The sequence below is a fragment of the Shewanella sp. ULN5 genome (assembly GCF_030731885.1).
GTDB lineage: Bacteria > Pseudomonadota > Gammaproteobacteria > Enterobacterales > Shewanellaceae > Shewanella > Shewanella holmiensis.
On sequence record NZ_JAPJEE010000001.1, the window covers coordinates 437458 to 459887 of the forward strand.

A 22430-nucleotide genomic window follows, 5' to 3' on the forward strand; every position below is an offset into this window, starting at 1 on the left:
AACATGAGTAATGATTTTCAATTTATCGAAGTTGGCCGTGTTGATCCAACCAAGCACGCCGCAGAAAAACGTGCTACTCAGTTTATTGAGATTTATCAGCCGTTTACTCAACCACAAGTAAGCAGTCAAGCCGATCGTTGTTTAGATTGTGGCAACCCATATTGTGAATGGAAGTGTCCATTACACAACTACATCCCTAATTGGTTAAATTTAGCCAAACAGGGGCGTATTATGGAAGCTGCGGACTTAGTCCATGAAACCAACACCCTGCCAGAAATTTGTGGCCGAGTGTGTCCTCAAGACAGATTATGTGAAGGCGCCTGTACTCTCAATGAAGACTTTGGCGCTGTGACTATCGGTAATGTAGAGAAATACATCACTGACACCGCAATCTCTCAAGGCTGGCGTCCAGATTTAAGCAATGTGACTCCGCGTAAAGAACGCGTTGCCATAATTGGTGCTGGGCCTGCAGGTTTAGGCTGTGCAGACATACTTGCCCGTAACGGGGTGCAAGCTGTGGTATATGACAAGTACCCTCAAATTGGCGGTCTGCTCACATACGGTATTCCATCATTTAAGTTGGATAAAACCGTCATGGCGACTCGCCGCTCAGTGATGGAAGGTATGGGTATTCAGTTCAAATTGAATACCACCATAGGTCAAGATATTAGCTTCCAAAGTTTGTTAGATGAATACGATGCTGTTTTCTTAGGGATGGGAACTTACACCGCCATGCCTGCAAAATTACCTAACGAAGATGCTCAAGGTGTTTTACAAGCCCTACCCTATTTGATTGGTAACACGCACAAAGTTATGGGGACATCTGACGCTGCAACACCTTACATCAACCTAGAAGGTAAAAATGTTGTGGTGCTAGGAGGTGGTGACACTGCAATGGATTGTGTTCGCACCGCAGTACGCCAAGGCGCAAAAAGCGTCACTTGTGCTTATCGTCGTGACGAGGCAAACATGCCAGGATCGGTGCGTGAAGTACAAAATGCTCGCGAAGAAGGCGTTAAATTCTTATTTAATCGTCAGCCAGTTGCCGTTAAAGCGAACAATGGTGTTGTGGTGGGTATTGAGTGCGTTGAAACCCAAATGGGTGAAGCCGATGCGACAGGACGTCGCCGTGCTGAAGTCATTGCCGGTAGCGAACAAGTGCTAGAAGCCGATGCGGTTATCGTCGCCTTCGGTTTTCAGGCCAGCCCTGCCGCTTGGTTTGAAGATTTTGGCATTGAAACCAATGAATGGGGACTTGTTAAAGCAACCAAGACAGATGCTAACCCGTTCCAAACGACTAACCCTAAAGTATTTGCTGGTGGGGATATGGTACGAGGATCAGATCTTGTTGTTACCGCGATAGCTGAAGGCCGTGATGCCGCATTAGGTATTTTAAACTTTATCGACTAAAGCTGTTAACCCAGTTTGCTTGTGAATTCGCACACCTTAGGGTGTGCATTTTTTTGCCTCGCGTTTAACTAAGTTGCTGACAACTTATGTTACAAAGTCGATTGCCCATAACTTTCCCAAAAAATCTTAGACTAAACTCAACATTAAATCAGTAAAATAGACTTATCCCAAACTATGCAGCAACAGAATGAATAGAGTTTTCACAAAGCCTATTCTGGCGTGATATATTATTCACCAAATCAATTTGTTTAAAACTCGTTTAAGGTTACCCAATGAAAATCGGTATTATCGGCGCTATGGAGCCCGAAGTCGTTCATCTTGTTCAAGCTATTCATTCTCCAGTTCATACCACCATTGCCGGTATTGAGTTTATTAGCGGCAAAATTGCTGACAAAGATGTGGTGGTTACCCGCTCTGGCATTGGCAAAGTAGCCGCAAGTATTGCAACAACGTTACTGATTGAAAAGTTTTCAGTCAGTCATGTGGTTAACACCGGCTCTGCGGGCGGATTTGTTGATGACTTAGCCATTGGTGATATTGTTATATCATCTGAAGTGCGTCACCACGATGTTGATGTCACAGCATTTGGTTATGAAATTGGCCAAATGGCTCAACAACCTGCGGCATTCATTCCAAATGCTGAATTAGTCAAAGCGGCACAACAAGCGGTTTCATCTCTCGGTGAAGTTAAGGCTATTGAAGGGTTAATTTGTACTGGCGACAGCTTTATTTGCGATCCAGAGCGCACTAAAATCATGCGAGCTAACTTCCCAACAATGGCAGCATGTGAAATGGAAGGCGCTGCTATTGCACAGGTTTGTCACCAATTTAACACCCCGTTTGTGATCATTCGCTCACTGTCTGACAATGCTAATAATGACTCACCTGTCGATTTTGACTCGTACATCATTAAAGCAGGCCATCATTCGGCTATGATGGTCATCGCGTTATTGCAACAGCTGTAACAAAACGCCCTGTGTGAGCTTGCGACGGATATGCAAATCAATATGGAAAGTCTACTACTGCAAAACGAGCTCATCCAACAATGCCTAGTGCTATTGGCTGTTATTACTGTGGCACAAGTCGCGCCTCTTCCTAAGCGATGGCAGCCATTTAATGGCTTTAGAATACTAGCCACTGAACTGGCATCAAAGGTAAATCATAGTAATCGTCCTGTGTCGCAACAAATGACCGCTGGAATTTTAGCAACCTTGTTATTGGTTACTCCAATCACGTTGATCGCTAGTTTTTTATTGGAATTTGCCGCATTCCCCTGGTTTTTCGATTTTATTGTTTTGTACTGCTGCATCAGTGATTATCAATTTACCCACCAAGCAAAACGCATTCAAATTGCACTTGAACAAAACAACAATCAACAAGCCAAGGAATTGTTAGCTCCCTGGGTTAGCCAAAGCACACAAAGGTTGTCGAGTATTGGTTTATGTAAAACAACAATAGAGAAAACCCTCACATCGCCCATTTATGGCAGTATTTCAAGTATTGTTTTTTTCACTGTCGGCGGCGCATCAACGGTCATTGCTGTTCATTTATTAAAGCAATTAGAGTTATCATGGCCACCCTATCAGAAAAAATATATCAACTTTGCTAGCTTCATCAGCCAATTTAATCGAATGTTATTTTTTGTGCCACAATGGATTTGGCATTGCTCCTTAGCGATTCAATTTGGTCAGTTAGGTTTAAAAAGCATGTGGGTGAGTGACACACAAAGTCAGGGACTCAATAACGATTACCGCACTCTTCATCTTGGGGCCAAATTACTCAAAGTTGAACTGGGCGGACCGCAACAGTTTTTATCCACTTCAACAACTCAAACATTAGCTTATAAACAAGTTCCTGCTTCAGACGCGAATGTGGAAAAAGTGACCCTCGCAAAAGTCATTGCAGGACCATTGCCACAATATCAACATATTCAGCTAGCGATAAAAGCCAGCCAAAATGGTAAGTTTTTCTTCCTAAGTTTGGTAATTTTGTTGCCTTTACTTTGGGCAGCGTTACAAACGGTGTAAATCAGCAATCAAAAACGGTATTATTCGCGGCTGTTTTTTTCATGAATGCTTTTTCAATAGGAAAGCCAATTGTTCAATAATTTACATGTATCACTGACGACTCCAGCATTACTTTTTCCAGCAATTTCATTGTTATTACTGGCGTATACCAATCGATTTTTTGCATTAGCGGCATTAATTCGTCAGCTTAGCCAAGCAGGAAAGCCAGTAAACGATAACCAAATCAGAAACCTCAAACAACGCATTAACCTCATTCGCAAGATGCAAGAAGCCGGTGTTAGCAGCTTTGCCCTGTGCGTGTTATGCATGATTTTTCTCTATACTGGTTTTAATCAAACAGGCTCAATCATTTTTGGTATCAGTCTATTGTTATTGCTGTATTCTTTAATTTTGTCAGTCATCGAAATCCGTATCTCAGTAGATGCCCTCAACATTCACCTGAAAGAGTTAAGTAAATGAGTCAATGGATCTATTTTTTTGACCTTTGCGGCACAGCGGTATTTGCCTTATCTGGGGCATTAGCGGCGGGTAAACACCGAATGGATCCCTTTGGTGTGATCGTGTTGGCTTCTGTCACCGCAATTGGCGGCGGCAGTATCCGTGATGCATTATTAGGTACCACGCCTGTATTTTGGATTACTAATCACAACTACATCATTGTCATATTAGCAACCGTTATGGCTTGTTTAGTGTTAGTGCGTAAACCACACAAATTACCGCCAATGACACTGCCGGTAGCCGATGCTTTTGGCTTGGCATTATTTACCGTTATTGGCGCTGAGAAAGCCTTATTACTGGGGCACTCTGGCATGATTGCTGTAGTAATGGGCCTGATTACGGGCGTTGGTGGAGGGATTATTCGAGATCTACTCTGTCGCCAAGTGCCTATGGTTTTACGAACTGAAATATACGCGACGGCTTCAATTATAGGTGGGATATGTTATACCTTGAGCTTACTCTCTGGAATGGATAGTATGACATCGATGTTTTTGGCCATGTTAAGCACCTTAATTATTAGATTAAGCGCTATTCGCTGGCATCTGTCATTACCCGCATTTGATTTAAAAACGAAGAGACATTGATGTGCGTTTAATTAGCCTACTATTTTGCATCATTTTCAGCTTTCCTGCACAAGCAAATATCGGTGATATGCCTGTCGAGCAGCAATTAGCGATGCAATATATTAAAGCCTACACTGAACATGACTTTAAAACCTTGAGGCAATTCTACACCCGTGAAAGCATATTTTTTGATAAAACAGCGGGAGTTGAATATAAGGGTGAACGGCATATTATTGATTTTTTAACACGAGCCTACGAGGGCGTGTTGGAATATCGGCTTAATATCGAGCATATGTTTAATAATGGCTCGATTGTTGTGATCATCGGCAGTTACCGATTACGAGGCCCTGGCGATCAATACGGTAAGCCAGGCAGAATAATTGACATTGCTGTTCCAGGTGTGACTACGTTGAAGTTTGATAAAAATACCCAGCGTTTAATTGAGCACATGGATTTAATGGATTACCAAACCATGGCTGACCAATTAGAATCTCAGTAATACGCCATTATGATTTATAGTGATTATCAATCCGCCAATGCATTCATCGATAAACAGACAATAAAAAAGGCTCTTAAGAGCCTTTTTTATTGCTTAATTCGTGCTGATTAGTTTAACACTACTTTGGCAAATTTACGCTTACCGACTTGCACTACCGCCTCAAACCCTGCGTTAAAGACTTGACGATTGTCTTCGGCTTTTTCGCCATCAATCTTCACAGCGCCTTGTTTAATCATTCGCATTCCATCAGAGGTCGACCCTACTAAACCAGCATCTTTAAGCAAGTTAGCAATTGCTAACCCTTCACCCGCTTCAAGGGTAACCGTTTCAATATCATCAGGTATCGCACCTTTTTGGAAACGATTGATAAACTCTTGATGAGCCGCTTCTGCTGCTGCATCGTCATGGAAGCGAGCAATAATTTCTTTCGCTAAGGTAATTTTGATATCTCGTGGGTTAGTCCCATTTTCAATATCTTGCTTAAACCCTGCAATCTCTTCTAATGGACGGAAAGACAATAATTCAAAATAACGCCACATTAGATCATCAGAAATCGACATAATTTTGCCAAACATTTCATTGGCAGGTTCACTCACGCCAATGTAGTTATGGGCCGATTTAGACATTTTTTTCACGCCGTCCAAACCTTCAAGCAATGGCATCATAATAACCGTTTGTGGTTTCTGCCCTTCGGCTTTTTGTAATTCACGTCCCATCAGTAAGTTAAACTTTTGGTCTGTGCCGCCAAGCTCCACATCAGCTTGCAGTGCAACCGAGTCGTAACCTTGTAGTAATGGATACATAAACTCATGAATCGCAATTGACTGACCTGATGCATAACGCTTTTTAAAATCGTCACGTTCCATCATACGCGCAACCGTTTGCTGAGAGGCTAGACGGATCATACCTGCGGCGCCTAGCGGCTCTAACCAGCTTGAGTTAAATTCGATACGCGTTTTAGCGGGGTCTAAAATTTTATACACCTGCTCTTTATAAGTTTCTGCGTTAGCAAGTACTTGCTCACGAGTTAACGGTGGACGTGTACTATTTTTACCACTTGGATCACCGACCATACCGGTAAAATCACCAATCAAGAAAATCACTTCGTGACCTAACTCTTGAAAAGTACGCATTTTGTTCAAAATGACCGTGTGTCCTAAATGGATATCGGGTGCGGTAGGATCAGCACCAAGCTTAATCTTAAGTGGGCGACCTTCTTTGAGTTTTTCAATGAGATCTGTCTCAAGTAAAATTTCGTCTGTACCACGTTTGATCTCTGCCAACACTTGATCTAAATCAGCCATCTCTACTGCAACTCCTAGAGCATAATCATAAAGGCCTGTTTATCTTTGCTGTAAAAACAACCTTGAAAGATCAACAGACCCTGATAAATAAAAATAAAGAGGACTATGTTACTTGTTAGCCACAGCAAATGAAAGAGTGTACACTTACTGGATAACAACAAGAGTGGGAAATTGGTACTAGAGTCAATGGCAAAGCTGATTACATTATTTAAGTTGCTGCCTAAAGCACATCAAATAGCCTTAGCAATATTGGCTATATTCACATCTTTAATTTTGATGTTTCCCTCAGAAGATGCACAGGCTTCTAAACAAACATCAATGGAACCTTCAGCTAAACTCGAAAGCCACACCCGCTACCAAGTGCCTTTAGCTTTTAGAAGCCCTAGCGCACCCGAAACATCCGCTAAAAGCGATAACAGCGAAGACCAAACAACATTACCCACAGCCGATGATGAAGCCTTCAGCGCTCACCTCTCCTCTTTATCTTCTGGCTCTAAAACTGATCAGATCATAGATCGTATTGATGGTGAGTTAAAAGCACAGCAAAAAGCATTAAAAGAGGCAGCTGAACTTGAAAATCAAGTTGAGTATTATGAAGTTACCAAAGGCGACACGTTAGGCGGCTTATTCAATCGTGCAGGACTTACCGCAAAAGATGTTTATGACATTACCCGCCTCCCGCTAGCGAAAAAGAATTTACTTAAAATCATTCCTGGCGAAGAGATTGCAATCAGTAAAAATGCGCAAGGTGAATTAACCGAATTAAGCTATCGAATGGATAAAATTTCCACTTTAGTTATCACCAAAGCAAATGATAAGTATAAAGAAACCGTCAACAAAAAATCACTCGAAACTCGACAGTCTTTTATTACTGCCAAAATAAAAAGTAATTTTTGGAGTGCAGCTGCCGATGCCGGTTTATCCGCTAACCACATTATGCAATTGGCTAACATTTTCGGTTGGGATATCGACTTTGCGTTAGATATTCGTAAAAACGATCACTTTTCTCTGATTTTTGAACAAGAATATGCAGATGGACAATTTATTCGTACAGGCAATATTTTAGCCGCCGAGTTTGTTAACCAAGGCGAGCGTTATACCGCAATTCGTTACAAAGATGGCCAGTACTACTCAGAAACAGGTAACAGTATGCGTAAAGCTTTTTTACGTTCGCCTGTTGATTTTAAATACGTAAGTTCTAACTTTAACCCACGTCGACTGCATCCTGTGACAGGTCAAGTAAAAGCCCACAGAGGGGTCGATTATGTGGCGGCCATTGGCACACCAATCAAGGCGGCGGGTGGTGGTAAAGTCATTGAGTCAAGCTACAACCAGTACAATGGTAATTACGTATTTATCAAACACAACGATACCTATACCACTAAATATTTGCATTTAACTAAGCGCAGCGTTAAACGTGGTGATACTGTAAAACAAGGTCAGATTATTGGTACTCTTGGACGCACTGGCCGAGTGACCGGCGCACATTTACATTACGAGTTTATTGTCAATGGCGTACACCGTAATCCACGCACTGTTGATCTGCCAAAATCCTTACCGATTAACCGCAGTGAAAAAGCAAAATTTGATGGGTTAAGTAAACAGCTGATGGCACAACTTAAATCAAACCAAGCGCAACAAGTCGCCAGCAATTAATCCCTTACCTATATTGTATGGGTGAATATACTTTTACCCATACAAGTCATTGAGTTATTACCCTTATCACAAGGAATGTCATTAATGTCGCAGCCTGAATATTATATTGGCCTTATGTCTGGTACCAGTATGGACGGCGTTGATGCCGTATTGGTTGATTTTAGCAGCGGTTACCCTTTGCTTGTCTTCGCCCATACAGAAGCCATTCCTGAACACTTATTAAAGGGTCTGCAACGCCTTTGCCAGCCATCTACGGACGAAATAAATCGTTTAGGCCGTATTGATCGCAGCGTCGGGCTATTATTTGCCAAAGCGGTAAATCAATTATTAACTCAGGCTGGTGTCAGCCCAAGTGAAGTGATAGCGATTGGGTCTCACGGTCAAACCGTCAGACACATGCCAAATCTAGAAATGGGCTTCACCTTACAAATTGGTGATCCTAATACTATTGCGGTTGAAACGGGTATAGATGTTATTGCCGATTTTCGCCGTAAAGACATAGCCTTAGGTGGGCAAGGTGCACCGCTTGTGCCCGCTTTCCACCAGCAAGTATTTGCCAAATCAGACACTTCCAGAGTGATATTAAACATTGGTGGTATTGCCAATATTACTTACCTTCCTGGTGATTCAAATCAGGTGTTAGGGTTTGATACCGGCCCAGGAAACAATTTAATTGATGCTTTTATCCAACAAGCCCAACAACAGCCCTTTGATAAAGATGGTGAGTGGGCGGAGTCTGGCACATCCAACCCTGACTTATTAAAGCAGCTATTATCCCATGCTTATTTTTCATTACATTACCCTAAAAGCACTGGACGCGAGCTATTCAATCAAGCTTGGTTAGAGCAGCAGCTTTCTGAGTTTAGTCATTTAGATGAAGAAGATATTCAATCAACATTGCTCGACCTAACCTGCCACAGCATTGCCAATGATGTGAATAAACTAAACCCAGAAGGGGAGATTTACGTTTGTGGTGGTGGCGCACTCAACAAAGCCTTAATGCGAAGACTTAGCCTACTTTTACCAGGATATAAACTGGCGACAACGACTGAGATTGGCGTTGATCCTAAATGGGTAGAAGGAATCGCTTTTGCGTGGTTAGCCATGCGCTATGAACACCAATTACCTGCAAATTTGCCTGCTGTAACAGGTGCAAGTAGAGAAGCCGTGCTCGGTGGAAAGTTCTCAGCCAAATAAACCTGTTTAAACATAAATCATTGCAAAAGCTTGTGCTTAAGCAACATGATGTCGCGTTGTGGAAAACCATCAAGAGTCATGACTAATCGCTTTGAGTTTGGTTCATAGGCCAATGAACCAAATCCGCTTATGCTAGAGCGAGGTAGCTTTAATATTGGGGTGACTTGCTGGGTGCTAGCATCCCAGTAATTCAAAATCTGTTCCGTACTGTTTTTCGATTTAAAATAGACCCCCCCCTTTGTTAGCACCCAATTATTCCCAGCATTAAATATCTGGTCGGAAATAAAAGGTTCTATTCGATTTGGATAGTTTAAATCAATAAGCCAAAGTCCTTTCACGTCATAGCGGCTAAAGACTATCTCTGTGGAAGATTTAGCAAAACCCACCCCCATTTTTAATGCATTAATCACTTTAGGCGATTTGTTATCGAGATAAAACTCAGTAATACCATCACTGGTTGATGCCAGTATTGAGGTGCCCTGCCAGTTCCAAGTTGGTCGACCATGGTTATGGTAGCCTGAAGCTAAAGCAAAAATATTTTTATTAACTAAATCGAGAATATAAATACGATTACCTTCATGGCTATCATCGGGTGCAATAAAAGCGATTTTCAAACCATCTGGTGACCATCTAGGATAAGCCACACGTGATTTAAGATAAGTGAGTTGCTCAAGTTTTTCCCCATGTATATCTGAAATCCAAATCTCGCTATAACCTGAATCACTGGACACAAATACTAAACGAGCCGCTTGTGTTGAATAATCAGGATTACGATGCCCACCACCTGAATATAATAGCGGAAATAAACTGCTTGGCACATTACCACCAAGAGAGTAATAAGCCATTTCAAATTGACGACGGTATTGGTGATAAACCAGTTCTCCTTTGTCGGATACACTATTGGGATAACTCATACCGTCTATATCCAATGAACGAAATTGAGCCGATTTAATATCAATAATAAAGCCATTTCTAGATCCTGAATTTTCAGTTGCATATACGATTCGTTGACCATCAGGCGCCCAAGTTAAACCACGTATATCCTCAAGCCCTTCCGTTAAACGGTGCTCTTCACCAGTATTCAAGTTTCGAATAATAATATCTTCAGAAATATTGCTGAATCGCCTAGCTATAGCAAGCAGCTTTCCATCAGGGCTATAAGCTAAATCTCTATCTTCATAGTTACATGTTAATTCACAGGATAACCGTTCCGCCTTAGCATTTTGTGTGTTAAGTGATAAGCGATAAATCCCGCCATTTTTATCTGATTCATGCTTTGAAATGTAGGATAAATAATTACCATCTGAAGAAATATCAATAGCACCCATTTCTGAGCTGCAGGGGGCTAAAGAATGAATTTCATTAGTAGCCAAATCTAATTGGGTGATGGCACACTCATCTGTGTCTAAATAATGAGATGCAAAATACAATTTGCTATCATCTGCACTCCAAACGGCTCGAAGCTCTGACGAATTAAGTGAAGTTAATTGACGTACAGGCAAATCATCGCCTTGCAAATCTTTGAGAAAAAGACTCTTATTGCCACTTGGCTGACTTGCGCCATATACCAGCCATCTTCGGTTATGGGAAAGTCTTGGATAACGCTCTGACCCAGGGTCCTGAGTAATGACCTTTATTTGGGTATCTATCATGCGTAAGTTATCTTGATATAAATGCACTCCGACAATTACACCCGTTATCACAACTAAAGCTGACATGAACAACAATATAAATTGCATATGCCTATTAGCTGTATCTAACTTAGCCTCAATGATTTTAAGGTTATCTTCTAGCACATTCAGCTGTTCATATTCAGGCTCTAACAGCAATCGATATCCCGTTTTGCGAACGGTTTCAATCACAGGTCCGGAGTGAGCTAAGGGTAATAAGTGTTGTCTTAAATGCCAAATGGCGTTAGTGAGCGCCTTGGTACCAACATAGACATTACCCTCCCAAACTTGCTCGACTAATTCATTTCGAGTGACCACATTTGGATGGCGTAGAGCGAGGTAACTTAGGACCTCAATAAATTTAGGTTGTAGCGATACCTTAGTTGTTTCATTCGCAAAGGGGGAGCACCCCTGCATTTGAAATGTAATTGAGTTATCGGTAGGGTCAATACGGCAATGCCCTATGCAAAATACCAACTGACTTTTATCATTCATATTTAAATTACAACCTAATCTTGATTTTTGTACAATAACTCGAGTCAAAGCGGTTATAATTGCACTTGGTCACCATTATATAAACCTCGGGTAAGTTTATCTGAATTGATCAATAACAATTCACCTGACTTACCATTTTTGATACTACTATCAATCGCAATGATCTTGTTATTGTAAAGTCCTATTACTCGATCTTGAGAAGTATGACCCACAACGACATGGTCTACGTTAAAGTAGCGCAGAATACTGTCGACGTCAGATCCTTGCAGTGCATCTTCAAAGTATCCACGATACCAAGTGGGGCCATTGGTAAAGAACAAGAAATTAAGCAACTCGTTATTTTTTAACACTTCTTTTGTATCATCAACATGTTGACGTAACAAGTGATTGACGCTGCTAATATCGAGCTTACGCTCAACCCATTCAGGGCTTATTCCACCATGCATAAATAAAAAATTGTTGATTTTCACTATGGTGTTTTTACTTCGCAACCAACGACCTATCTCGGTATCTTTGTCATAAAGTGAAGCATAGCTACGACTTAGCAAATCTAATGAGACTTGATAGCGCTCGTTAACATAACGCAGATCGCCGCGAAAGACCATCTGCTCATGGTTGCCCATTAACAGATGCAAGCGACCACCCGCCGCTTGTGCTTCTTTATCGAGTGCATATAAAAACCACAGCACTTCATTGACTTGATGGCCGCGATCAAACATGTCGCCCGTCATCACCATATGCCCATCACCGAAGTTCCAATGATGATCTGCATCAATAACGTTATGCGCTTGGAGTAAGTTAATCATGATATCGAACTGACCGTGCACATCACTTAATGCGACTATTTTGCCGACGTGCGTAAAGGTGTCCAAGTCGGGGATCACAGCTTCAGTATGCAGTTTTGGCTCAGGTAAATCACCACAGTTGGCTGGACGGATCAGAGTATTCGCCTCAATGCTTGTTTGCTTAAGCTCGCTTTGGCAAATCCAATAGGCGGTGTTTTCATCGCCATTGTTGAGAAAAACATAGGGGCCATCGGTAATGCTGGGCGGCAAAACGGCGTTATCTGCGGCAAAGGTAATGCTTGGAAATAACGCCCCAAACAACACCGACAGTCCAATCGAGATGAGCGAAATAATAGATTTCACGTTAAAAAATACCTTTTTAAATGGTTGATACGTCGAACAAAAAACAAAATCTAACTGGGTAGACATGTGAAACCCTTATTTCATCAGTTACCGAAGCTTTCATTGTGACGTTTTCATTTTGATAACTAGGGCTAACTTACCTTAATGCTTAGCTTCTATTTCTCAGTCACGTTGTTAGCGGTCACATTGTTAGCAGTCACATTGTTTGCAGTCAAATAAGTCGCTAACAGATGAGTGAGTCGCTCAGTCACACTCAATATGGGCTAAAAAGCCGGTGGCAAAACCGCATGCAAAACAACACATGCGGTGTGTAACTTTAGCTGCCCGAATTGAGGTGCCATGACGCTAGAAAAAGTAATCTAACGTCCTGGTCTAATTCCCTAACCATGAAGGCTTAAACATTCGGGACTACATTTGAAGGGCTATATAGGACTAGACGTTAAGATCTAGAACTTAAGCTCGGCACCTAAGTAGGCATAGCGTCCTACACCGCCGCCATAAGCGCTGCTGTAGTTACCATTGCCGGTTTCAACCAGATCGCCTGTATCCGCTACCCAAGGACCTTGGTTATCAAATATGTTGCGCATTCCGCCATACAAACGTAACTCGGCATCACTGACATCCATAGTGTAAGACACGGATAAATCATGGGTGATATAAGCGTCATAAAACAGGAAAGCAGGCGTTTCAGGGTTAGCCACCGCGCTAGCGTCACCATTATCCAGCTTCGCTTGATTGTCGGCTTTTAGCACATTCCACTCGTCAACCCGATCATGGCTATCTACCATAGCGCTCTTATATTTCGCGCTCCAACGCACACGCCAATCGTCGTTACTCCAGCTCAATGACATAGTGCCACGATCTTCAAAGATCCCGCTCGCCAATTCACCGACATAGTCATCTTCTACGAGGCCATCGGCACCGTAATAGCTCGAACTGTACTCAAGTACATGAGTCCAGTTGGTTTTTAGGGTCAATGCACCGTATTGTGCCAGCTCCCACTCATAGGCCAACGCAATATCGACGCCGCGAGTGACGATGTCATTGAGGTTGAGCTCCTGCTGGATGACTTGAGTGATCTGACCTTCCGTATCACGGCTAATCACATTGCAGTATTCATTCTCAGGGCCATAAGGATTGCTCGAGTTATAACACTCGCCAAGAATATCCTCATTGCTCAGCGAACCAATGGCATCGGTAACACTGATATCGTAGTAATCAACCGCTACGTTGAACCCTTCGAGGAACGCTGGCGCCATGGTAAAGCCAAGGGTATAGGTATCCGCCGTTTCTTCGGTGAGATTTTCATTGCCTGCATTAGGCGAATATTTAGAACCTCTCTCAGCCTCAAAGGAACCATTGGTTGCAATCGACGCTGCAATTCCTGAGTCGAGACGGCAGCTATCATGGCCAGCCTCTGTCGATGTGGCGGTCACCCCATCACAGATATCGCGAATACTGTCGTAATCACCACGAGGCGGTGAAATCAACTCAGTGATATTGGGGGCGCGTTGCGAGCGGGAATAGTTAGCGCGCAGCGCGTAGTTAGCGATAGGCTCCCACATTACGCCGACTCGGTAACTTGACATGAGATCGATGTTTTTCTGACTATAATCAGCGAGGCGCAGCGACAAATCGACATCAAGTTTGTGGGCTAAATCCTCGCCCCGTAATAATGGCAGGCTCGCCTCACCGAAAGCTTCCCACACAGTCACCTCACCTTCAAACGGCGGCACGTCGTTAAAGGTTATCGCATCCGCTCGCATCGCTTTATCCGTATCGACTGCCTGAGTATCGCGGCGATACTCAACCCCAAACGCCGATTGCACGCCGCCTGCTGGCAACTCAAATAATTCACCTGAAATATATCCTAAGGCGTTAAATTGCGTAATGTCGGTGTTGATATATGGATTGGCGCGAATATAGTCAGCGCCTTCTTTACTGATAGACCCCTCACCAAAGAGATTAACTGGCGCACACCCTTCGGCTCTGGCGTCTTCACTCGCGCATTGAATCGTAACGCCATCCTCGGCATATTCGGCATCGATGGCATTTCGTAAGCGGCGAACGCTAATCTCATTACTGCGGCGCTGGCGCTGTTCAAATTGACCATAGCCAACTGACGCATCCCACGTCCAAGTATCGAACAGGCTCCCTTGTAGCCCAGCCCAAGTGCGCAAAGTGGTTCGCTCGTTGCTACTTTCAACTGGCCCCACTTCTTGAAAGCGGCGATCCCAACTAATACTTTTACCAGCAACGGCTGCGATTTCCGCTGGCACATAAGGATTGTTAGGCGAAATAGAACCAGCAGCAATCCGATCGGGTAAACCCGTTAGCGGATCGATATAAAGTTCTGCATCGTTATAATCTTGGCCTTCGGCATCGGTGCGGCGAAAGGCGGTATTGCGGCTAAATTGTACTTGCACGTTTGCCCGAATATCATCTGTCAGGTCATAATCTACTTTGATTGCTGCGGCCAAGGTATCTTCTGGTACCTTTAACAACCCCGTTTGGTAGCCGTTATAACCGTCACGCTCTTCTTTAAAGTCAGACTTTAACTCAGTCCCATCAAACCACCAGTCATTGGATTTGAAACGTCCACCCACAATGTCATTGCTGCGCTCGCGCCAATCATCTCGGGTGATATCGCGCATGCATTGATCGCCATCCACGGTATTCATCGCATTGCACATCGAGTCTTCATCGTAGGCAAAGCTGGACTCAAACAGGGCTCTTTCTCTATCAGTCGCGAATAATCCATCTTGCTCATCATAAGTCGCACTGGCGTAGATATAGCCTTTGTCACCATCAAAGTCGGCGCCATAGCCGAGATCAACAGTGTTTTCTCCACCGCCACCTTCGGTTGTTTCCCCTCCGCGTGCGTTAATTTCGAACCCAGTCTTATTTTGTTGAGTAATAATGTTTACAACGCCTGCTATAGCATCAGAACCATAAACGGCAGAAGCACCACCAGTAATTATTTCCACTTTTTGAACCATTGCTGCTGGAATAGTACTTAAACTGATGTAATTTCCGCTGTAACTATTTGAAACTACACGTCGCCCATCAATTAAGGTCAAAGTACGATCTGTACCAAGGTTTCGCAAATCAATAGTTGATAATCCTGTGTTTTGAACACTTGATTGACTATTGGTGCTGCTCACTCCCTCTGACAATGCAGGAATTTGGTCAACTAAAATATCAGCTAAAGAACCGATACCACTATCGGCAATATCTTTCGCATCAATCCCTTGCAATGGTGTGCTAAGAGAAAAGCTATCGCGCTTTAAACGTGAACCTGTTACTGCTACTTTTTCTATCACACTATTATCAATTTCTATTTCAACCATCTTGGCTTTGCCGCTAACAGTCTTGACTTCAACCGGATCTGCGGCAAATACCATAGAAGGAATCCCGCCTAATATTGATACTTGTATTGCCAAAGTTAATAGATTTTTGTTCATCCTTCCCACCTTCACTTTTCTGCCAAAAACGCAGGATTTATTTTTATTACGACTGGTGCGTGATTCCAAACACGCTTCAAAACCATTCGGGTAGTTCAACCTTGCTAACACCAAATGAGAAACGTATTTAACATTTACGAAACACATACTTTTGTACTGCGGTCTATGTTATGCAGCAATAAATGATGACTCGTTTCTGTGCCCGTTTTGTATCTATTTAATATCTATTCATTACAAATCAACACCTTAATAGAACTATAACGCCAGTGTAACAATTAACCGCTTTTGAAGGTTCAGAGTTGTCCGTAAGTAAAGTAATCGAGGAGCAAGACGAAAGCCTTCGGTACATAGCTTGGTTTTTGATATTTGACAATTAAAGTGCAAGGCAGATAATATTGCGTCTATGATTAATCAAAATAATGTTATATAAACTGTATTAAAAATCATTAATGCAGGAGCATTTACCGCAGAAAGCGTTTTTATGAAAGCCTATTTAATGGCTGTTTAACTAGGACTTCATAAATCCATTCTCCAGTTATATAAATGAAGGTATACGTGCTTAAAGCTTTTACCCCGTTCTACATTAATCCACAGAAAAGGAATTAAGTTATGGATATAAAACAAAAGATGTTAGCAGAGTTTTTAGGTACTCTCTGGCTAGTATTAGGTGGTTGTGGCAGCGCTGTACTTGCTGCGGCCTTTCCTGATGTAGGAATAGGACTGCTTGGAGTATCATTTGCTTTTGGTTTGACGGTACTCACCATGGCTTACGCCATTGGGCACATTTCGGGGTGCCATCTAAATCCTGCGGTGTCATTTGGATTATGGGCAGGTGGGCGTTTCGACGCCAGTGAACTACTTCCCTATATCATTGCACAAGTTTCGGGTGCAACAATGGGTGCGGGTATTTTGTATTTAATTGCATCAGGACAGGATGGATTTTCATTAAGTGCTGGTTTTGCATCAAATGGTTTTGGTGAACACTCACCAGGCGGCTATGACTTAATTGCAGTATTGATTTGTGAAATTGTCATGACGTTGTTTTTCTTGCTGATTATATTAGGTGCAACCGATGATCGCGCTCCCAAAGGCTTTGCCCCCATTGCAATTGGTTTTGGTTTAACCCTTATTCACCTTATTAGTATTCCGGTATCTAACACTTCAGTGAATCCCGCACGAAGTACTGGGCCAGCACTGTTTGTGGGTGATTGGGCGCTGTCTCAACTGTGGCTATTCTGGGTTGCACCAATTGTTGGCGCTATTTTAGCTGGGATAATTTATCGCAGTTTTAATCCCTCGACCAAATAATTTTTACATCCGCTATTTAAGAAAAGTCCGACAGTGTTCGGACTTTTCTTTTTCAATTATTCTTGTCAATGGTATCATGCGCACATAATTGTCCCTGATCAGCATAGCTATTGCTGATTGCAGCCATATGAGAACCACATGAGCACTAAAGAAAAAACCATCGCTGAACTAATGAACCTAACGCCTGAAGGCCGTTATGACTATATGATTGAGCAAGTAAAAGCCAATAAAGTCATTTGGTCTTTACAAGATAGCGATGGCTGCGTGATGCTAACCACCGAAGATGAAGATTGCATCCCTATGTGGCCATCTGAAGAAACGGCAGCACTTTGGGCAGTTGATGATTGGAAAGATTGTGAACCTTTAGCGATTCCCCTTGATGAGTTTCAACAGCGCTGGGTGAGTGGCATGGAAGATGATGACTTGTTTATTGCCGTTTTCCCTGTTCAGGAAGACTTAGGTGTTGTCGTCGCTCCTTTTGAAGTTGACCAGCGTTTAACGCCTAAAAGCGACAAGAAACACTAATTTATGATTAATCCAATGGATGCTAAACCTAAAGTTGTGACGCCAGTGCAAACTAATACTTTGCCAGATGCCGATGCTTTATCTGCCACTTCGTCCATGCAACCTGCAAAACCAACGTTGCCCAAGCGTTTAACTGCGCTGATGCTTATATATGCTGCAGCGTCATTCAGCGGGTTGATGTCCGCAGGTTCGGTATCCGATTTAAGCTCAATGTTATGCATGTTGACTTTATTGATGGTAATTGCGGTATTTGGACGCCAAAAAGCAGCGTTATACATGCTAAGAGGTTACAGCGTATTGCAACTAGCGTTTTACAGTTGCTTGCCTGCTATCATGTACGATCCAGAAAACCTCGTCGCCGGTCCAACAACGGTTGATTTTGGTTTGTTTCAGGCTGTGGTGTCAGATTGGATAATCTTTAGTGTTTTAATATTTATGGGTGCCCTTCAAGTTTGGATAAGCTTTAATAGCAAAGTGAAAGCTTGGTTTAAACCAAGACAAAGCATGAATATTATGAGCTAATCCCATTGAACAACAAAAAGCCGTCATAAGACGGCTTTTTTGTGCTTCAGAGTTAAATCAATTATACAGAGAAGCTAGCACCACAACCACAGGTTGTTGTTGCATTGGGATTTTTAACAAAGAAGCGAGAACCTTCTAAGCCAGAGGTGTAATCCACTTCACCGCCAACAAGGTACTGTAGGCTCATTGGATCTACCACTAATTGTACGCCTTGCTTTTCAATAGTGAAGTCACCTTCGTTGACTTTTTCATCAAAAGTAAAGCCATACTGAAAACCTGAACAACCACCGCCGGTAACATAAACTCGCAGTTTTAATTCAGGGTTCTGTTCTTCTTCTAACAGCCCTTTTACCTTGGTCGCCGCAGCATCGGTAAATTGGATCGGCATTGCTGCATCAGTTTGTTCAGTCATTACTACCTCTTACTTCAGTTTTCTGCGGTGAATTATCCGATACCTGACTGTTTTGTTCAAGTATTACCCGAGGTTCTTTTTGATTGTCTGTGACTTCGGTGGTTAATGAAGCAATATCGGCAATATTAAATACCTGTTCAATCTCGCCGCCTTTCACGCCTCGCGATGATTTTACTAGCACTTTAACCTTCACTCTTTGCAACTCAAATCCATCAGGCAGGATAAAATCGCTATCCATTATATGAAAATACTTAAAGTCGATACTATTCTTTTTACCCAACAACTTACTCAAAGTTAGTTCAGTCACTTTATCATCCATAATCCCAATGAATACAGCATCAACAACCACTTTTAAATTAGCCTTACGCTTTTGTTGCTGAGTTAAGATAACTCTAAGCTGTTGTTGTTCAGGCAATATTCCAGCATTTATTTCAACATTGTGGATCATCACCCCTTCAACTTCAGCATCGGCCACCATTACGCTTCGATAAAATGCCAACTCTTTTTCTAGTGCTTTTTGACGAACTAATTGCTCACTGAACATTTCCTGCAAATTTTTATTGGCTTCTTGTTCTATAGTTAACGCTAAATTACGACTGGCTAATACCTTGGCCTGTGAGTCAAGCTCAGATAATAATTTACGTTTACCGCTAACGCTATTTGGCGCGGCCTCTGGTGCCAAGGATAACCAAATTTGATGTGATAAGGCCCCAGTGACGAAAGCGACTAATACCAAAGCGATAAGATAGGAACTTGATGAACGCTTTTTTCGTTCGATTGATTTGAGAGTGTCCAGCATGCGATGATAATTTAGCATTAGGTAACAAGCCCTTAATAAAATACAATATAAAAGTAACTACAGGGAAGCAAGAGCGTAACAGTGCAACTCAAACTTAATAAAGCTGCTATTATTCACGCCAAAAGGGCCACACGCAAATATCTGAACAACGAATTTCGCGATAAATTATCACAAGCGAAAATAAGTGTTCAACTCTGTGCCCTAGCATTGCTGTTTGCGGTTATCGCGTCCAGCGTGATTATTCTATTCCGACTCATGTTGGTATGGGCTGAGCAGTATACCCATAGTGATGCAACTAGCTTCAATAATGTCCTTACCGATTGGCGTTCTTATTTACCCCTGATCGGCGCACTGTTAATTTGGTTATTATCATTATTGGGTTCGAAACGTTATCGCCGTATGGGCATAGCCTATGTTTTACATCGCTTTAAAATCCATTACGGAAAAGTTCCTCTTCAATCTGCTGCGGGCCAATTTTTTCAAGCCCTTATCGCACTGGTAACAAATTTTTCAGTCGGACGAGAAGGTCCAGCAATTCATTTAGGTGCCGTGAGCGCCAGTGTCATGGCTGAGAAGTTTAAATTACCCGATAACAGTGTCAGGATCATGTGTGCCAGTGGTATTGCTGCTGGTATCGCTGCAACCTTTAACGCACCTTTAGCTGCTGTACTGTTTGTGTTTGAAGTGATTGTTAGAGAATATAAAATTCATTACTTTTTCCCCATCATGTTATCTGCCATTTGTGGTGCAGTTTCAAGCCAAATAGTGTTTGGTAATGTCCATGAATACGATCTTATAAACGTGATCCGCATTCCGCTCGATCATTATCCTATATTATTGTTGGGTGGTTTAGGCTTAGGTTGCACGGCGGCGTTATTTAATCACTCATTATTAAAAGTCACCGCTAAAGGCCAGCATTGGCCATTGATCTACCGGTTGCTCATCGCTGGTTCAATCACCACTTTAATTGGTTTGGTATTACCTCAAGCGCTCGGTTCTGGTGATTTAGCGATCCATGAAGCCATTAGCGAGTCACCCAACCTGTGGTTTTTAATTGCGCTATTGCTGGGAAAAATGCTGGCAACCATCGCCGCTATTGGCTTTGGTGTGCCTGGTGGATTGATTGGTCCGTTATACGGTATTGGCGCTTTAGTCGGTGCAATACTGGCGCTGATCAGCAGTGCGCTATTTCCATCTATTGCGCCTTACGTTGGACTTTATACTGTAATAGGCATGACAGCCATGATGGGCGTATGTTTAAGTGCCCCACTTGCGGCATTAGTGGCTTTACTTGAATTAACCAACGATGCATCTATTATTTTACCGGCGATGTTTGTCACTATTCCTGCTTTTTTAGTTGCTTATCAGGGGTTTAATACCAGCTCCATTTTTATCAAGCAACTAGAGATTATGGGCTTGGAATATAAAGTCGCGCCGATGAATCAAGGTTTACAGAAAAAAGGCGTCAGAGTATTAATGAATAGACGCTTTGTGGTGGTAAATGACGATGATGAATTATTACTTGAAGTGTTAAAACGTGCAGAAGGTCGACCAGTGTTAGTTCGTAATGCAGACCATCAGATAGAAATGCTCCGATTAGAAATCCAATCATTTGAAGATGAAACCACCTTATCACGGCATTTGATGGTCGGGTTGCCGGATTCAGCGACACTGAATGAAGCTTATGAGGCGCTTGCAGCAAAACGGTCGGGAGAGGTCTATATTTATCGTAACACCCCAAATAATGTTATAGGCGTGATCAGCTGGGCTAATTTATTACAAGAAATTCGCTCTGGCCAACTATAGGACTAAAATAATGAAAATGATCACAAAACCATTTTGGGCGCTGCTAGTTATTGGCATATGTTCAGCATTGACTTATAGCATATTTAGCCTATCTACAGACAATGATGAGTCCCTTGATATCAATTTAGCCGATGTTAAAAATACCACAGATGCTAAAACAGACATAAAACTAGCCCCATTAAACGCCTTTACTGACAATGAACCAGACCAATTACAAAGGAGTTTTTCGTTAATATCTGATAATCGTCCAACCCAAAAGCCTACAAAGGTGCCGATTTATTCGTTAGACAGTATTAAAGACCTCTTCGATTCACTTAATTATAATTCCCAAAGCTGGCAGCAAGGCAATCGTGAAGTACCAAGACTGACCTTCAGTACCGTCACCGAAAAATGGCAGCGAAATGCAAAAAATATTCCTGTAGATGAGAAGAAAATGATTTTCTTCCGCTTGATGGCGCCACTGATTTTACTCAGTAATGAAAAAATGTTGCTGGAACGCAGATATATTGAGTCCAAGGCCAACAGCGATGAAAAAGTGATCAAGCTTGCCTTAAAATACAAAGTAATTGATGAAGAAACACGACAAAGCATCGAAAGCCTTTCAGATGAACAACGAGCCACTTTGCTTAATCGCGTTGATATTGTGCCGCCCTCTTTGGTGTTAGCACAAGCTGCCGAAGAAAGCGGTTGGGCAACATCTCGATTTACGATTGAAGGTAATGCTTTTTTTGGCCAATGGGATTTTAGCGGTAATGGCATGGTACCAAAGCAACAACGTACCGAACTCGGTAATTATGGTATTGCAAAATTTGACTCACCACTGGCGTCGGTCATTGGATATCTCATTAATATCAACACCAATCAAGCTTATCAAAAACTACGTGATTTACGTGCCAAGTTAAGGGAAAAAAATGCCCCAATAAGTGGACTGGAATTAGCGGGGACATTAGATAAGTATTCTGAACGCGGCCAAGCTTACATAGACAGTTTACGCGCGATGATCCGCTATAATGGTTTAGATCAAGTTGATGAAGCTTATCTATCTGATGCTAATCCGATTCATTTGATAACAGGTTCACAGTAATCTAGTTTAACTGTGCAAGATTGTCTGCTACAATTTCGCCTCA

At 42.4% G+C, this 22430-nt stretch carries 19 protein-coding genes; 13 read left to right on the top strand and 6 right to left on the bottom strand.

From position 1 onward, the window contains the following. Window positions 1–3 precede the first annotated feature (3 nt). The 6 genes from ORI98_RS01930 (at window position 4) to ORI98_RS01955 (ending at window position 4997) form a co-directional block, all read left to right on the top strand. On the top strand, window positions 4–1410 hold the full coding sequence (locus tag ORI98_RS01930) for an FAD-dependent oxidoreductase (RefSeq protein ID WP_306134022.1): 1407 nt from the start codon (window positions 4–6) through the stop codon (window positions 1408–1410). Between the two features lie 272 nt (window positions 1411–1682). Continuing rightward, on the top strand, window positions 1683–2375 hold the full coding sequence (locus tag ORI98_RS01935) for a 5'-methylthioadenosine/adenosylhomocysteine nucleosidase (protein ID WP_306134023.1): 693 nt from the start codon (window positions 1683–1685) through the stop codon (window positions 2373–2375). A 42-nt stretch (window positions 2376–2417) separates the two neighbouring features. Then, window positions 2418–3437: a cobalamin biosynthesis protein gene (locus ORI98_RS01940; protein WP_306134024.1), complete on the top strand. Its 1020-nt coding sequence runs from the start codon at window positions 2418–2420 to the stop codon at window positions 3435–3437. Between the two features lie 69 nt (window positions 3438–3506). Then, window positions 3507–3896 (top strand): DUF2721 domain-containing protein, encoded by a 390-nt coding sequence (locus ORI98_RS01945; RefSeq protein WP_261297530.1) that lies wholly within the window; start codon window positions 3507–3509, stop codon window positions 3894–3896. Beyond that, window positions 3893–4519 (top strand): trimeric intracellular cation channel family protein, encoded by a 627-nt coding sequence (locus ORI98_RS01950; RefSeq protein WP_261297529.1) that lies wholly within the window; start codon window positions 3893–3895, stop codon window positions 4517–4519. Before ORI98_RS01945 ends, ORI98_RS01950 begins: the two co-directional genes overlap by 4 nt. A gap of 1 nt (window position 4520) precedes the next feature. Next, window positions 4521–4997, top strand: coding sequence for a nuclear transport factor 2 family protein (locus ORI98_RS01955; RefSeq protein ID WP_306134025.1), 477 nt, complete (start codon window positions 4521–4523; stop codon window positions 4995–4997). Window positions 4998–5104: 107 nt separating this feature from the next. Here the strand turns inward: ORI98_RS01955 and tyrS are convergent, their stop codons facing one another. Then, window positions 5105–6301, bottom strand: a complete 1197-nt coding sequence (tyrS, locus tag ORI98_RS01960) for a tyrosine--tRNA ligase (RefSeq protein WP_306134026.1) — start codon at window positions 6299–6301, stop codon at window positions 5105–5107. A 186-nt stretch (window positions 6302–6487) separates the two neighbouring features. Here tyrS and ORI98_RS01965 point away from each other — a divergent pair, with 186 nt between their 5' ends. Then, window positions 6488–7957, top strand: coding sequence for a peptidoglycan DD-metalloendopeptidase family protein (locus ORI98_RS01965; protein ID WP_306134028.1), 1470 nt, complete (start codon window positions 6488–6490; stop codon window positions 7955–7957). 84 nt (window positions 7958–8041) lie between these two features. Beyond that, window positions 8042–9154 (top strand): anhydro-N-acetylmuramic acid kinase, encoded by a 1113-nt coding sequence (locus ORI98_RS01970; protein WP_306134029.1) that lies wholly within the window; start codon window positions 8042–8044, stop codon window positions 9152–9154. 17 nt (window positions 9155–9171) lie between these two features. Here ORI98_RS01970 and ORI98_RS01975 read toward each other — a convergent pair whose 3' ends face one another. The 3 genes from ORI98_RS01975 to ORI98_RS01985 form a co-directional block, all read right to left on the bottom strand. Then, on the bottom strand, window positions 9172–11319 hold the full coding sequence (locus ORI98_RS01975) for a winged helix-turn-helix domain-containing protein (RefSeq protein WP_306134030.1): 2148 nt from the start codon (window positions 11317–11319) through the stop codon (window positions 9172–9174). A gap of 53 nt (window positions 11320–11372) precedes the next feature. Then, a complete protein-coding gene (locus ORI98_RS01980) occupies window positions 11373–12467 on the bottom strand; it encodes a metallophosphoesterase (RefSeq protein ID WP_306134032.1) in 1095 nt (364 codons plus the stop codon). A gap of 446 nt (window positions 12468–12913) precedes the next feature. Further along, window positions 12914–15931, bottom strand: a complete 3018-nt coding sequence (locus ORI98_RS01985; RefSeq protein ID WP_306134034.1) for a TonB-dependent receptor domain-containing protein — start codon at window positions 15929–15931, stop codon at window positions 12914–12916. A 609-nt stretch (window positions 15932–16540) separates the two neighbouring features. On the opposite strand from ORI98_RS01985, the gene aqpZ reads away from it, so the two are divergent. The 3 genes from aqpZ (at window position 16541) to ORI98_RS02000 (ending at window position 18286) form a co-directional block, all read left to right on the top strand. Further along, window positions 16541–17239, top strand: a complete 699-nt coding sequence (gene aqpZ / locus ORI98_RS01990; RefSeq protein WP_261297524.1) for an aquaporin Z — start codon at window positions 16541–16543, stop codon at window positions 17237–17239. Between the two features lie 138 nt (window positions 17240–17377). Continuing rightward, window positions 17378–17764 carry a DUF2750 domain-containing protein gene (locus ORI98_RS01995; protein ID WP_261297523.1) on the top strand — a complete coding sequence of 129 codons (387 nt, stop codon included), beginning with the start codon at window positions 17378–17380 and terminating at the stop codon, window positions 17762–17764. A gap of 96 nt (window positions 17765–17860) precedes the next feature. Next, window positions 17861–18286: a hypothetical protein gene (locus tag ORI98_RS02000; RefSeq protein ID WP_306134064.1), complete on the top strand. Its 426-nt coding sequence runs from the start codon at window positions 17861–17863 to the stop codon at window positions 18284–18286. A 61-nt stretch (window positions 18287–18347) separates the two neighbouring features. Here ORI98_RS02000 and erpA read toward each other — a convergent pair whose 3' ends face one another. Next, window positions 18348–18698 (bottom strand): iron-sulfur cluster insertion protein ErpA, encoded by a 351-nt coding sequence (gene erpA, locus ORI98_RS02005; RefSeq protein WP_055024237.1) that lies wholly within the window; start codon window positions 18696–18698, stop codon window positions 18348–18350. Continuing rightward, window positions 18691–19515: a DUF6776 family protein gene (locus ORI98_RS02010; protein WP_306134035.1), complete on the bottom strand. Its 825-nt coding sequence runs from the start codon at window positions 19513–19515 to the stop codon at window positions 18691–18693. Before ORI98_RS02010 ends, erpA begins: the two co-directional genes overlap by 8 nt. A gap of 63 nt (window positions 19516–19578) precedes the next feature. On the opposite strand from ORI98_RS02010, the gene ORI98_RS02015 reads away from it, so the two are divergent. Then, entirely contained in the window at window positions 19579–21303 is a 1725-nt protein-coding gene (locus ORI98_RS02015) for a chloride channel protein (RefSeq protein WP_306134036.1), read from the top strand. 10 nt (window positions 21304–21313) lie between these two features. Next, window positions 21314–22387, top strand: coding sequence for a glucosaminidase domain-containing protein (locus ORI98_RS02020; protein ID WP_306134037.1), 1074 nt, complete (start codon window positions 21314–21316; stop codon window positions 22385–22387). The last annotated feature ends 43 nt before the right edge of the window (window positions 22388–22430 follow it).